The 12,313-nt window shown below is 43.7% G+C and carries 13 protein-coding genes; 7 read left to right on the top strand and 6 right to left on the bottom strand.

Features of this window, described 5'->3' with window-relative positions; genetic code table 11:
- Positions 1–69: 69 nt before the first annotated feature.
- Positions 70–552, bottom strand: coding sequence for an RNA pyrophosphohydrolase (locus FTV13_RS02960; protein ID WP_004781838.1), 483 nt, complete (start codon positions 550–552; stop codon positions 70–72).
- A 182-nt stretch (positions 553–734) separates the two neighbouring features.
- On the opposite strand from FTV13_RS02960, the gene FTV13_RS02955 reads away from it, so the two are divergent.
- Both FTV13_RS02955 and FTV13_RS02950 read left to right on the top strand, forming a co-directional pair.
- A complete protein-coding gene (locus FTV13_RS02955) occupies positions 735–1,385 on the top strand; it encodes an HAD family phosphatase (protein ID WP_180010949.1) in 651 nt (216 codons plus the stop codon).
- Positions 1,386–1,541: 156 nt separating this feature from the next.
- Positions 1,542–1,793, top strand: a complete 252-nt coding sequence (locus FTV13_RS02950; RefSeq protein ID WP_005232362.1) for a DUF2789 domain-containing protein — start codon at positions 1,542–1,544, stop codon at positions 1,791–1,793.
- 43 nt (positions 1,794–1,836) lie between these two features.
- Here the strand turns inward: FTV13_RS02950 and ovoA are convergent, their stop codons facing one another.
- The 3 genes from ovoA to FTV13_RS02935 form a co-directional block, all read right to left on the bottom strand.
- A complete protein-coding gene (gene ovoA, locus FTV13_RS02945) occupies positions 1,837–3,960 on the bottom strand; it encodes a 5-histidylcysteine sulfoxide synthase (protein WP_257218446.1) in 2,124 nt (707 codons plus the stop codon).
- Positions 3,961–4,177: 217 nt separating this feature from the next.
- Positions 4,178–5,047 carry a LysR family transcriptional regulator gene (locus FTV13_RS02940; protein WP_004781845.1) on the bottom strand — a complete coding sequence of 290 codons (870 nt, stop codon included), beginning with the start codon at positions 5,045–5,047 and terminating at the stop codon, positions 4,178–4,180.
- 185 nt (positions 5,048–5,232) lie between these two features.
- Positions 5,233–5,469: a DUF2061 domain-containing protein gene (locus FTV13_RS02935; RefSeq protein ID WP_159123642.1), complete on the bottom strand. Its 237-nt coding sequence runs from the start codon at positions 5,467–5,469 to the stop codon at positions 5,233–5,235.
- Between the two features lie 262 nt (positions 5,470–5,731).
- On the opposite strand from FTV13_RS02935, the gene leuC reads away from it, so the two are divergent.
- The 4 genes from leuC to leuB all read left to right on the top strand — a co-directional run bounded on the left by leuC (position 5,732) and on the right by leuB (position 9,610).
- Positions 5,732–7,165 (top strand): 3-isopropylmalate dehydratase large subunit, encoded by a 1,434-nt coding sequence (gene leuC, locus FTV13_RS02930; protein ID WP_180010945.1) that lies wholly within the window; start codon positions 5,732–5,734, stop codon positions 7,163–7,165.
- Between the two features lie 21 nt (positions 7,166–7,186).
- Complete coding sequence (leuD, locus tag FTV13_RS02925) at positions 7,187–7,837, top strand: 3-isopropylmalate dehydratase small subunit (protein WP_005232352.1); 651 nt, start codon at positions 7,187–7,189, stop codon at positions 7,835–7,837.
- An 88-nt stretch (positions 7,838–7,925) separates the two neighbouring features.
- On the top strand, positions 7,926–8,489 hold the full coding sequence (locus tag FTV13_RS02920; RefSeq protein WP_179992832.1) for a hypothetical protein: 564 nt from the start codon (positions 7,926–7,928) through the stop codon (positions 8,487–8,489).
- 41 nt (positions 8,490–8,530) lie between these two features.
- Positions 8,531–9,610 carry a 3-isopropylmalate dehydrogenase gene (leuB, locus tag FTV13_RS02915; protein ID WP_180010943.1) on the top strand — a complete coding sequence of 360 codons (1,080 nt, stop codon included), beginning with the start codon at positions 8,531–8,533 and terminating at the stop codon, positions 9,608–9,610.
- Positions 9,611–9,673: 63 nt separating this feature from the next.
- Here the strand turns inward: leuB and FTV13_RS02910 are convergent, their stop codons facing one another.
- Positions 9,674–10,087: a hypothetical protein gene (locus FTV13_RS02910; RefSeq protein WP_159123639.1), complete on the bottom strand. Its 414-nt coding sequence runs from the start codon at positions 10,085–10,087 to the stop codon at positions 9,674–9,676.
- Positions 10,088–10,805: 718 nt separating this feature from the next.
- A complete protein-coding gene (infA, locus tag FTV13_RS02905; protein ID WP_001284370.1) occupies positions 10,806–11,027 on the bottom strand; it encodes a translation initiation factor IF-1 in 222 nt (73 codons plus the stop codon).
- A 231-nt stretch (positions 11,028–11,258) separates the two neighbouring features.
- Between infA and FTV13_RS02900 the strand changes: the two genes are divergently transcribed.
- On the top strand, positions 11,259–12,266 hold the full coding sequence (locus tag FTV13_RS02900; RefSeq protein WP_004781856.1) for an AraC family transcriptional regulator: 1,008 nt from the start codon (positions 11,259–11,261) through the stop codon (positions 12,264–12,266).
- The last annotated feature ends 47 nt before the right edge of the window (positions 12,267–12,313 follow it).

Genomic DNA, 12,313 nt, shown 5'->3' with positions numbered 1-12,313 from the left:
AGAAGTCCGGTAATTTAGTTTATTTATAACAATAGCCGAGCAAAAAATCTGCACATGCACGCGATTTTTTTAAGGTTTTTGTTGTGGTAATTGCTGACAGAGTTCAATCATGGCCTTGCGATAAACATCGCGTTTAAAATTCACCACTTGGCCTAATGGATACCAGTAACTGACCCATTGCCATTGATCAAATTCGGGCGGATCGGACAGATCAAGTTGAATGTTCTGTACGGGCGCCGTCAGTTTGAGTAAAAACCACTTCTGTTTTTGACCGATACATACCGGATCTGAATCCGTGCGAATGTATCGATACGGCAAACGATAACGCAACCATCCTTTGGTCTGCGCGATAATCTGGACGTGTTCAGGCAGTAAGCCAACTTCTTCTCTCAGCTCACGATAAAGTGCCTGCTCAGGGGTTTCTCCATATTGGATACCTCCTTGTGGAAATTGCCATGCATTATGACCAATGCGTTTTGCCCATAAAACCTGTCCAGCATCGTTTGCCAAAATGATCCCGACATTCGGTCGGAAACCTTCTGAGTCGATCATTTGGCTACCTAAAATTGTTTAATTTATGCCTTTGCTTTCGGGGAATATTATTTCTTTATCCAACTCGAAAAAAAGCAAAGTTTAAAAATGTTAAAATTGCTATGATCTTAACGAATTTCTATCGACTAGCGGAGATAGATTTACAATTTTTTTCTTAAATTTCAGTTTTTACGAGTATTTTCATGAAATTGGCGCTATTTGATCTCGATCACACCCTGTTAAACACCGATTCGGATCATTCCTGGGGGGAATTCCTGGTCAATGAAGGCCTGGTGGATCCCGTTCATCACCGCGCCATGAATGACAAGTTCTATGAGGACTATAAAAAGGGTCAACTGGATCCCTATGCCTATAATGAATTTGTGTTCCAGTTTTTGACCCAACATGACCATGATTATCTGACCGAATTACATCAACTGTTCATGCAAAAAGTCATTCGCCCCCAGATGCGTCTGGAAGGTTTTAAAGCGATTCAGCGCCATAAAGATGCAGGGCATGAAATTGTAGGCATTACTGCAACTTCGGACTTTATTACTGCACCGATTTTCCGTGAGTTTGGGATTACTGAAATTATTGCCACCAATGCTGAAGTCGTTGATGGTAAATATACCGGTAAGGTGACCAATATTGCCTGCTATCAACAAGGTAAACTGACCCGTCTGGAACAATGGCTGGCAGGTCGTGACGTGAGCGAGTCTTGGGCCTATTCAGATTCAATCAATGACCGTTTTCTGCTGGAATATGCCGATCATGCCATTGCCGTAAATCCGGATGATCGTCTGGAAGCATTGGCCAAAGAACAGGGCTGGGAAATTCAGGACTGGTCGATTTAAGCAATTCTTTTGATTTAATCAGGCACAACTTCGGTTGTGCTTTTTTATAAGCAGAATAGGGTACTTTTTGACATGCCCGTTGCTGAATAAACATGCTATGCTCAGAATAAATAAAGCAAGTCGACAATAACGATAGCAAGCGCTGAGGTAATGAAAATGACCCAAGTTAGACCACGTATGACTCATCTATTTGCACAGTTAGGTCTGGATTCGAGTGCAGAAGGGATTGCCCAATTTATTCATGAGCATCAATTACCCAAAGATGTAAACCTGATGGAGGCGCCGTATTGGTCAGATGCACAGCGCCAGTTCCTGGCTGAAAAAATTGCTTCAGATGGAGAATGGGCCATTGTGGTGGATCAGCTCAATGAATCTCTGCATGAGGATGCCACTAGCGGAATTGAGTAGTGAACAAAAAGCCAATCAACTGATTGGCTTTTTTATTTTGGAATTATCGTACCCTTTTCCATAAAGTTATTTGGGACAGGGTATGTTGATATTTACGCGCTGTTTCTCGGATCACAAAAGGCACATCCACAGGTTCGTCCAGCATTTCAAAATGTGGGCTGAGTAAAGCTTTGATGCCCTCTAAGGTACTCAGGTTTTCTCCCGCCTGCTTAAATCCGCCGATCCATTCACTGCGTGCTGTATGTTCTTCCAGCCAGGTATAAGGCGAGGCCAGCATCAGGATGCCGCCCATATTCAGGCGATTATGAATTTCACTTAGAAAAGCTTTAGGATGATGCAGACGATCAATCAGGTTGGCTGCCAGAATGAAATCATAATCTTTGAATTGCGGTTTCATATTGCAGGCATCGGCCTGATAAAACTCGACCTTATTGGCAACCTGTTCAAGTTCAAGTTCTGCCAGTGAGCAGGATTTATATTCCACCAGTTCGCCCTCAACAGGAATGCTATAGCGCAGGGTTTCGCCTTGGGCCAGCACCACACCTTGCTGAATAAAACGGGCTGAAAAATCCAGACCTGTGACCTGATCAAAATCCTGAGCCAGTTCAAAGCTGGCGCGCCCGGTTGCACACCCGATATCCAGCGCTTTATAGCATGGAATGTTTTGAAAATAAGGACGGGCCAGTTGAATGAGGCTTTGGGCAAAGTTTGGAACAGCAAAATATTCCGCCCCATACTGGAATTCCAGATATTGGGAAATCAGCTGATCGCTTTCATATTGAGAGTGAAACTGCGGTGATGTCTCTTCCGCGGCAACATAGCGAAAACCGGCATGCTGGAAAAAATGTCGCCGGAACGCATAGCGTGAACTGTGCAGGGCTTCATTGCCAGCTGAAATCCAGGAACCGCCTTTAATCAGATGATGTTGGCCATCGAAGGTCGGGGTACTAAAATCATCATAGAAAGGATGGACTTGAAAGCCTTCGAAAGGATAAATCGGGGTCTCGGTCCATTGCCAGACATTGCCCTGAACATCATAAAAATCGCCATGCTGAAAATGATCCACCGGAAAAGAGTTAGGGCCATATTTTAATTCAATATTGGCTTGCTCAGGACTTGGTAATTTTGGATCCAGTCCTGAAACTGCATACAATCGATACCATTCATCCTCAGTGGGCAGACGAATGGATTCTCCGGTCTGTGTTGATTTCCAGTTACAGAAAGCTTTGGCTTCATGATAATTCACTTCGACTGGCCAGTCCCAAGGCATTGGAACTTCTTCCAGCATCAGTCTTAAGGACCAACCCAGTTCCGTTTTGACCCAGAAGGTAGGATGTGTGGCTTGAGAAAATGCTAACCATTGCTGGCCCTCTTCAGTCCAGTAGTCAGCTGTCTGATAACCTTCTGCTTCAACAAAGGCTAAAAACTCCTGATTGGACACCAGATATTTAGAGGCTTCGAATTCTGCAATTTCGGCATGATGGTGGCCGTATTCATTGTCCCAGCCATAAAAAGCATGTTCGAAATTTTTATGTAAATTGACCTGACCTGCCGGTACCTTTACCAGACTATTTTCAGGCGCAATACCGGTAATGACATTGGCACGCCACTGCGGATGATTCTGTACATAACGTAACTGATGCTGGCGAATTAAAACTGAAGAGGTTTCCAGATGAATCCGTTCATGCTCAATGCCCATGATGATGGTCCACCAGGGATTGTGCCAGTTCAATGGAAGTTGTAGCGGCGCATGTTCTATCACTTTCAAGACCAGGGCACGCACCTGATGCCGGTAATCACGTACCGCCTGAATGCTAGGCCAGTGATAGTTCTGTTCATCCAGATCATCCCAGCTCATTTCATCTACACCAATCGCGAAGATACTTTCCAGATGCGGATTTAAACGTTCCGGGATCAGTTGAGCCAGCAACAGCTTATTGATAAAAAAAGTGGCAGTATGACCAAAATAAAAGATCAGTGGATGACGTAAGGCAATCGGTTTGTCATAAAAGGCTTCTTCATTTTTCAGACAGTCAAACAGTTGCTCATAGGTGTCAAAGGTATTTAGAAAATAATCACGTAATACGGCACGCGCTGTCGGTTCATCTTCAAAATCAAGGTTGGGAGTCGGGTGTAGCGTTGGTTTAAGCGGTTTCCATAAACCCATTTCTTCGAGCAGGTCATGAGAAGAAGATAATAAAGTTTTGGAATCAGAAGATTTGATCTGCATTCTGTGCTTCCTTGAATACGTTTTAATTTTTCATCTTCAGGAAAATGAATTTGATACTTTTAAAAGTACTTGAAAGGAAGCAACTGATGCGATGTATTTAGGTAACAAAATGCTGCATCGATATCGATGCAGCAGAGAAATGTGAAAATTAATTTTAAATTGACGGGCCTTGCATCAGTTGAACCAATGCTTCAGCCGCCTTCGATTGAGTACGACCCGGATGCCAGACCATACCGAGCTGACGGTTCATTTCCAGATTCAGATCCAGTTCTTGCAGGTCATGGTTGACCAGGGTTTTGGGCAAGACTGACCAGCCTAAACCAATCGAAACCAGCATCCGGATGGATTCAAGCGGGTTATTGCTCATGGTCGTTTTCGGCTTGATGCCCTGCTTTTCAAACTCGGCCATCGTAATCTGCGTAGTATAGGTCTGCGCAGAAGGCAGCAGGCTTGGGTAATTCACCAGATCTTCAAGAGACAGGTTTTTTTGCTGAGCCAGTGGATGGAATGGTGCGACCACAAAAACCAGAGGATCATTCCAGATAGTGACATATTTTAGGCGTTCATCACCATGCGGTGGCAAGGTCAGGAAAGCCAGTTCCAGATCACCAGCAATGACCTGTTCATGCGCCTGTTCAGAATCTACAAAATGTACATCTAGCGTCACATTTGGATATTGCTGTACATATTCACGCAGATGGCTCGGTAAATGATGCAGGCCAATATGATGGCTGGTGCCAATTTTCAGTTTGCCTTGGACCTGACCTTGTTCATGACTCAGGGTGTAGTGAATATCACCCAATTCGTTCAGCCAGTTTTTTACCTTAGGCAGCAGGGAATGTGCCGCATGAGTGGCCTGAACACCACGGCCCGCAGATTCAAATAATTTCACCCCAAAATATTCTTCCAGACTGTGAATACGTTTGGTCACAGCCGGTTGGGTAATAAAAAGCTGATCTGCAGCCAAAGAAATCGAACCTGTTTCCATGACTTTTACAAAGGCTTCAAAAGCTGCGAGATTCATCTTGATCACCTATAAAGTTTTTTTATGCTTAAGTTTATTATTGTAATAATTTAAGAATAAATCAAAGTAAAAATATAGAACTATTGGTTTAATGTTGAATTAATACACATTTTTAAATGTTTTATTTTATGTCATAAAAAAAGCCACCGAGGGTAGGTGGCTCAAAGAGGAAGATCGACAAAAAATTATGCGGTGATTTCCTCATCCTGTTGCTGGCTTTTTGCTTCCCAGATTTTCTCGTGGAAGAAGAAAGCAACTGCCTGTACAGTCGGTTCTAATAAACTCAAGGCAATCGCCATGGTTAAACTGCCTGTGACAAAATAGCCCACTAACATCGCGACAGTGATGTGCATGATGTAATAGCTAAATGTCTTTTTGAACATGCGCTGATTGTTGTCTACGAAACGTTGAATATGTGCCATGTGGATCTTCCTCAAAACAAATGATCTGTGCCGATGAGGAAATAATAATAATTCTCATTTAATTTGTAAAAACGAATATTTTTAATAAAACGATCGGAAAATTAGATTTATAAAAAGAGAGCTAAACCATGATTTAATTTAAGTTTTAAAAGATTCCAAAAAGTTTTTTAACTAATAAAAATGATAAATTAGATTTATGTGAATGCAGCGATATAATCAAAATTAGCGAAAGAATTTACCCAGTCCAGTGGAGCACATCGACATGGCAGGCGAGACCCAAACAGCAAAAACATTATACGATAAGTTATGGGATGACCATTTAGTAAAACAACGAGATGATGGTTCAGCTCTACTTTATATCGACCGTCATTTATTGCATGAAGTGACTTCGCCACAAGCCTTTGAAGGCTTACAACTTGCTGGCCGTAAGCCATGGCGTTTAAGTGCCAATATTGCGACACCTGACCATAACGTACCGACCTCTAAAAAAGAGCGTGAGCAGGGCGTGGCTGGGATTGAAGATGATACTTCACGTATCCAGGTACAAACCCTGGATGATAACTGTAAGACGTTCGATATTGTTGAATTTGATATTAACGATATTCGTCAAGGCATCGCGCACGTTGTTGGTCCTGAGCAAGGCTTAACCTTGCCAGGTATGACCGTTGTATGTGGTGACTCACATACTGCAACACATGGTGCATTTGGCTGCTTGGCACACGGGATTGGAACATCAGAAGTTGAACATGTATTGGCAACCCAATGCCTGGTTCAGAAGAAAATGAAAAATATGTTGGTACGCGTTGACGGTAAATTGGGTCAAGGCGTAACACCGAAAGATGTGGTTTTAGCCATTATCGGTAAAATCGGAACTGCAGGCGGTACAGGTCACGCGATTGAATTTGGTGGTCAGGTGTTCCGTGACATGTCGATTGAAGGCCGTATGACCGTGTGTAACATGGCAATCGAAGCGGGTGCACGTGTCGGTATGGTCGCAGTCGATGAAAAAACCATTGAGTATGTTAAAGACCGTCCATATGCACCGAAAGGCGAGCAATGGGATCAGGCGGTTGCGTACTGGAAGACCTTGCACTCCGACGAAGGTGCTCACTTCGATACAGTTGTAGTGTTACAAGGTGAAGAAATTGAACCGCAAGTGTCTTGGGGGACTTCTCCTGAGATGGTGATTCCGGTGTCTCAAGCGGTTCCAACTTTGGAACAGGCCAAAGATGATGTACAGCGCAATGACTGGAACCGTGCTTATCAATATATGGGCTTAACTGCAGGTCAGCCTTTAGCAGATATTCAGTTAGACCGTGTATTCATCGGTTCTTGCACCAACTCACGTATCGAAGATATTCGTGCTGCGGCTGAAGTAATCAAAGGCCGTAAAGTGGCTTCTAGCATTAAGCAGGCCATGGTCGTTCCGGGTTCGGGTTTAGTGAAACAGCAGGCAGAATCTGAAGGTTTGGACAAAGTCTTTATCGAAGCTGGTTTTGAATGGCGTGAACCAGGTTGTTCAATGTGCTTGGCAATGAATGCTGACAAATTGCAGCCAGGCGAACATTGCGCCTCAACTTCAAACCGTAACTTTGAAGGTCGTCAAGGTAATGGTGGTCGTACCCACTTGGTGAGCCCAGCCATGGCGGCGGCGGCGGCGATTGCCGGTCACTTTGTTGATGTCCGTTCATTTTAATTGGTACGCAGGAGCAGAAATATGAAAGCTTATACCGTTGAACAAGGTATTGTTGCACCCTTAGACCGTGCCAATGTCGATACAGATTTAATTATTCCAAAACAGTTTTTGAAATCGATCAAACGTACCGGTTTCGGTGAAAACCTGTTTGATGAATTGCGTTATTTGGATGAAGGTTATCCGGGTCAGGATAACTCGGTTCGTCCGATTAACCCGGACTTCGTGTTAAACCAGCCACGTTATCAAGGTGCATCCATCTTAATTTCTCGTGCTAACTTTGGTTGCGGTTCAAGCCGTGAGCATGCGCCGTGGGCATTGAATGAATACGGTTTCCGTACTGTGATTGCACCAAGCTTTGCTGATATTTTCTTTAATAACTGTTTTAAAAATGGCATGTTGCCGGTGATCTTGCCGGAAGAAACGGTTGATCAGTTATTTAAAGAATGTGCAGCAGCTGAAGGTTATCAGCTAACGATTGATCTGGAAGCGCAGGAAGTTCGTACACCAAATGGCGAAAGTTTCAAGTTTGAAGTGGACCCATTCCGTAAGCATTGTTTGTTAAATGGTTTGGATGATATTGGCTTAACTTTGCAGGCGGCAGATGATATTCGGGCCTATGAAGAAAAAACCAAACAATCACGCCCATGGGTATTTGCTGAAATTCATTCATAAAACAGCAAAAATTGTCATGGCATGACTGCGAAGGCCTTGCTAATATCAGAAGATTATTAATTTTTTTTGATAGGTTAATACAGACATCATGGCAACGTATTGGAAACAGTGGCTTGCTCTAAGTGCAGTATCAGTGCTGATGACCGCGTGTCAGAGCATTGATACCTTCAAACTTAAACACGCCAAAGAAGATGCAGAAAGCAAATCCAATGCCTTGATTTATTGTGCAGGCACACCGGATTGTCAGTTTGAACGTTTAAATCGGACCATGATTGTGGATGAGGCCACCAAGCGAATCAGCCCAGAAGCGCTGGATCAGCGTCTGGTTCGTTTGCAGGCCAAAAACCTGAAACAGGATAATCCAATTTATTTATCTGTGCCGGAAGGGCAGCATGAACTGGTGGTGCGTTTCTATCCGATTAGCAAGGATAAGGCCGAAACCTTGCATCTGTTCCAGCAGTTTAATGCGAATAAACGCTATACCCTGAAAATGTTCCGTGACCGAAATGCACGTAGCACCAGTTTATTAAATGCCTCTGCACCTGATCCATTGTGTGTGGACCTGTTGCAAGAGCAGAAAGTGATTCGTCGTTTTTGCAAACCTTATAATGTCATCAATGGCATTGCAGAGTTTGTAGAAAAAAAAATTTAACTTAGTCAGGTGGATGCCTGACCTTATAAATGGAAAAGCTCATGTCTAAACAAATTTTGATTTTAGCTGGTGACGGTATTGGCCCTGAGATTGTAAAAGCCGCAGAACAGGTGCTTACACGAGTTAATGAAAAATTCAATCTGGGTTTAACATGGGAACAAGGTCTTTTAGGCGGTGCTGCGATTGATGCACATGGTTCACCTTACCCAGACGTAACGTCTGAACAGGCGAAAAAAGCAGACGCGATTCTGCTCGGTGCTGTAGGCGGTCCAAAATGGGATACGATTGAGCGTTCAATCCGTCCAGAACGTGGCCTGTTAAAATTACGTAGTGAATTGAATCTGTTCGCAAACTTGCGTCCAGCGATTCTTTATCCGCAATTGGCTGATGCTTCTAGCCTGAAACCGGAAATTGTCTCTGGTCTGGATATCCTGATCGTACGTGAATTGACTGGTGGTATTTACTTCGGTCAACCACGCGGGATCCGTGAACTGGAAAATGGCGAAAAACAAGGTTTCAACACTGACGTTTATGCAGAGTCTGAAATCAAGCGTATTGCCAAAGTTGCGTTCGAACTTGCTGGTCTGCGTGGCGGTAAAGTATGTTCAGTTGATAAAGCCAATGTGCTTGAAGTGACTGAGCTTTGGAAACAGACCGTGACTGCAATGAAAGAAGAGCAATATCCAAATATTAACCTGTCTCATATGTATGTAGACAATGCTGCGATGCAATTAGTACGTGCGCCTAAACAGTTTGACGTGATCGTAACGTCTAACCTGTTCGGTGACATCCTGTCTGATGAAGCTGCAATGCTGACTGGTTCAATCGGTATGTTGCCATCAGCATCATTGGATGAAAATGGTAAGGGTATGTATGAACCTTGCCATGGTTCTGCACCAGATATCGCAGGTCAAAACCTGGCAAACCCATTGGCAACCATTCTGTCGGTAGCCATGATGCTGCGTTATACCTTCCGTGAAGAAGCTGCAGCTAAAGCGATTGAAGATGCGGTAGGTAATGTTTTAGACCAAGGTCTGCGTACTGCTGACATCATGTCTGAAGGCATGACTAAAGTGGGTACTGTGGAAATGGGTCAGGCAGTGGTAACTGCATTGAACTAAGTTACACATTAGTTCCACGTAAAAAACGCAGCCTTGAGCTGCGTTTTTTACGACTGATTTTGATTAACAGGTTCGACCCGAAAGGCTGACAGAAGTTGCAATATTGTCTTTGAGCAAAAAGGTAATCTTGCATTGCAAATTCACATCATAACCTGATGCAGGACTCACAGTGACTGGAACCGGAACTGTGCCAGTACCTGCTGCCGGAAACTGGGCAATCGGTAAGGGAACGGTCACAGGACGTTCCACGACATAGCTGAGCTGTTGGGAGCTGAGCTCAGGTTCACTGATTTGCTGATAACCCAAACGTTTCAGATCTAAATTGCGATCAATATACTGGCTACTCTGCCCAATAAATTGCTGTAAATAAGTTTCACGGTCAGTCTGGCTGATCGTAGGTGTTTGTGCACACCCTGACAGACCGAGCAACAGGATGCTCAAGCCCAATACCAGAGAAGTACCTTTGCTTAACAACATCACATCACTCCTACTCAAGGAACGCTTAAAAACAGTGTAGTAGCAAAGTGTGAGAGGAACTGTTGTAATTTATTATTAGGCAAGACAGGATCAATCAGGCAGTTAGCTGTAGCTGTCAAATTCAAGACAACTTAGAACGCTCTTATATCCACTTTAAAATGAATAAAACGCAAAAATAAGTCTTAACAGGCACGTCCGCTATATTGCACGGATTGAGCAATCCCTTGTTCTAGCTGAAAATGAATCTGACAGGGCATTTCAACCTGATAACCCGGGCCGGGTGCAGTTGCGAGTCGTACAGGGGCATCTATACTGACACTTTGCTGAATGGCCGGTGTTCCCAGCGGAAGTTCAATGGTGCGAAGTACGGTATAACTCAGACATTTTTCCGTTTGTACAGGTGCTTTTGAGGTCTTAAAACCGAGTGCAGTTAAATCCAGATCCTTGCGAATCGACTCTGCAGATTGGCCGATATATTGCTATAACTGCTGATCTATTTGTCGTAATTTTGTCGAATTGGTAGTGGCGCAGGCAGTCAGGCTGATTCCTAGGATCAGAGAAAGCAAGATTTTTTGCATGAATGATTCACTGTTTTTATTAGAGGAAAAATAGAAATTATTATCTTCGAATGCAGTATAGGGAATGTGCAGGGGAGTTGATATAAAAGAAAAGGCAATAAAAAAGCCACTGGATAAGTGGCTTTTGCTTCCGCTAAAACTTAGCGCGCACGGTATGTGATACGACCCTTAGTCAAATCATAAGGAGTCATTTCGACCTTCACGCTATCGCCAGTCAAAATACGAATATAGTGTTTACGCATTTTACCAGAAATATGGGCAATTACTTCGTGACCGTTTTCTAAACGTACACGGAACATAGTATTAGGAAGCGTCTCGGTGACAACGCCTTCGAACTCGATGAGTTCCTCTTTATTGGCCATAGCCTACCTGAATGAATAAATTGGAAAGGCGCAAATTATAGTCAATTTTTTCGCAAAACACAAGGTGTAACGGGCGTTAGACTGATCATCTGTCAGTAAAATAAGCGAAGTGTGAGTTTAAACTTTTTAACTAAAAAGCGTGTGGTATCTGTTGTCAGTTTGGTCAATCACAGTTAATCTAATTTCAATCTTTTTAAGTATAAATGAAGTACATACAAGGAAGGTTTTTGAGTGAGTCAGCTAACGGATGCATCAGTCGTATTGCGTTTAGGCTATCAGGCGATTCGTCGTGCAGGTTTGCCAACAGAAGAACTTCTGACAAAAGCAGGAGTCGCTTTAAATCAGGTGGAGACCAATGACCGTACTCCGCTTAGTGCTCAGTATGCCTTCTGGGTTGCAGCAGAAGAGGTCAGTAAGGACCCGGATATCGGATTGCATCTGGGTGAACATTTGCCGCTCTATCGCGGACAGGTGATCGAGCATCTGTTTATTTCATCAGAGAATTTTGGTGAAGGCTTGAAACGTGCACTGGCTTATCAGCGTCTGATCAGTGATGCCTTTCATGCCAAGCTGGTGGTCGAAGATGATCGCTGCTATCTGACCAATGGTGAACAGCCTTTTGCTGAAAGTCTGGTCAATCGTCACTTTACCGAATGTGCGATGTCAGGTGTGTTGCGTTTCTTTAAATTTATTACTGAAGGCCGTTTTGAACCGATCTATATCGATTTCAATTTTTCCAAAGGCGCGGCAGATGAAGAATATTTCCGGGTTTATGAATGTCCGGTAAGTCTGGGCCAGAAAGAAACCCGTTTGTATTTTGATCCCAGTATTCTGGATTTCCCGCTTTGGCAGGCAGAGCCGGAACTGTTGCAGCTACATGAACAGCTGGCAATTGAAAAATTACAGGAACTGGCTCGTTACGATTTAGTCGGGGAAGTGCGTCGGGCTATTGGCTCTACTTTAGAAAGTGGTGAAACAACGCTAGAAACTGTAGCCGCTCAACTGAATATTACTCCACGCCGTTTACGTACCCAGCTCAGTGAGGCTAATACCAGTTTCCAGCAGATTCTGTCTGATTATCGCTGTCGTCTGGCTAAACGTCTATTGGCGAGTACCAATGAAAGTGTGGAGCGGATTGTTTATCTGACTGGATTCTCGGAGCCAAGTACTTTTTACCGTGCGTTTAAACGCTGGACCAATGAAACACCGGTTGAATATCGAAAGCGGAAACAACGTTAATCTTTAAAATCTAAAATCCTCCCCCAACCCCTCCTTTAATAAAGGAG

The sequence above is a fragment of the Acinetobacter sp. YH12235 genome, from assembly GCF_013417705.1.
GTDB lineage: Bacteria > Pseudomonadota > Gammaproteobacteria > Pseudomonadales > Moraxellaceae > Acinetobacter.
The sequence above is the reverse complement of the archived record's forward strand: the minus strand, read 5'-3'. Positions and strand labels throughout refer to the sequence as shown.

Coding starts and splice junctions, on each gene's coding strand:
- FTV13_RS02935 (WP_159123642.1), bottom strand. CDS start 5,469: ATGGCACATATTCAACGTTTCGTAGACAACAATCAGCGCATGTTCAAA.
- FTV13_RS02910 (WP_159123639.1), bottom strand. CDS start 10,087: ATGTTGTTAAGCAAAGGTACTTCTCTGGTATTGGGCTTGAGCATCCTG.
- leuC (WP_180010945.1), top strand. CDS start 5,732: ATGGCAGGCGAGACCCAAACAGCAAAAACATTATACGATAAGTTATGG.
- FTV13_RS02940 (WP_004781845.1), bottom strand. CDS start 5,047: ATGAATCTCGCAGCTTTTGAAGCCTTTGTAAAAGTCATGGAAACAGGT.
- FTV13_RS02955 (WP_180010949.1), top strand. CDS start 735: ATGAAATTGGCGCTATTTGATCTCGATCACACCCTGTTAAACACCGAT.
- FTV13_RS02920 (WP_179992832.1), top strand. CDS start 7,926: ATGGCAACGTATTGGAAACAGTGGCTTGCTCTAAGTGCAGTATCAGTG.
- infA (WP_001284370.1), bottom strand. CDS start 11,027: ATGGCCAATAAAGAGGAACTCATCGAGTTCGAAGGCGTTGTCACCGAG.
- leuD (WP_005232352.1), top strand. CDS start 7,187: ATGAAAGCTTATACCGTTGAACAAGGTATTGTTGCACCCTTAGACCGT.
- ovoA (WP_257218446.1), bottom strand. CDS start 3,960: ATGGGTTTATGGAAACCGCTTAAACCAACGCTACACCCGACTCCCAAC.
- leuB (WP_180010943.1), top strand. CDS start 8,531: ATGTCTAAACAAATTTTGATTTTAGCTGGTGACGGTATTGGCCCTGAG.
- FTV13_RS02950 (WP_005232362.1), top strand. CDS start 1,542: ATGACCCAAGTTAGACCACGTATGACTCATCTATTTGCACAGTTAGGT.
- FTV13_RS02960 (WP_004781838.1), bottom strand. CDS start 552: ATGATCGACTCAGAAGGTTTCCGACCGAATGTCGGGATCATTTTGGCA.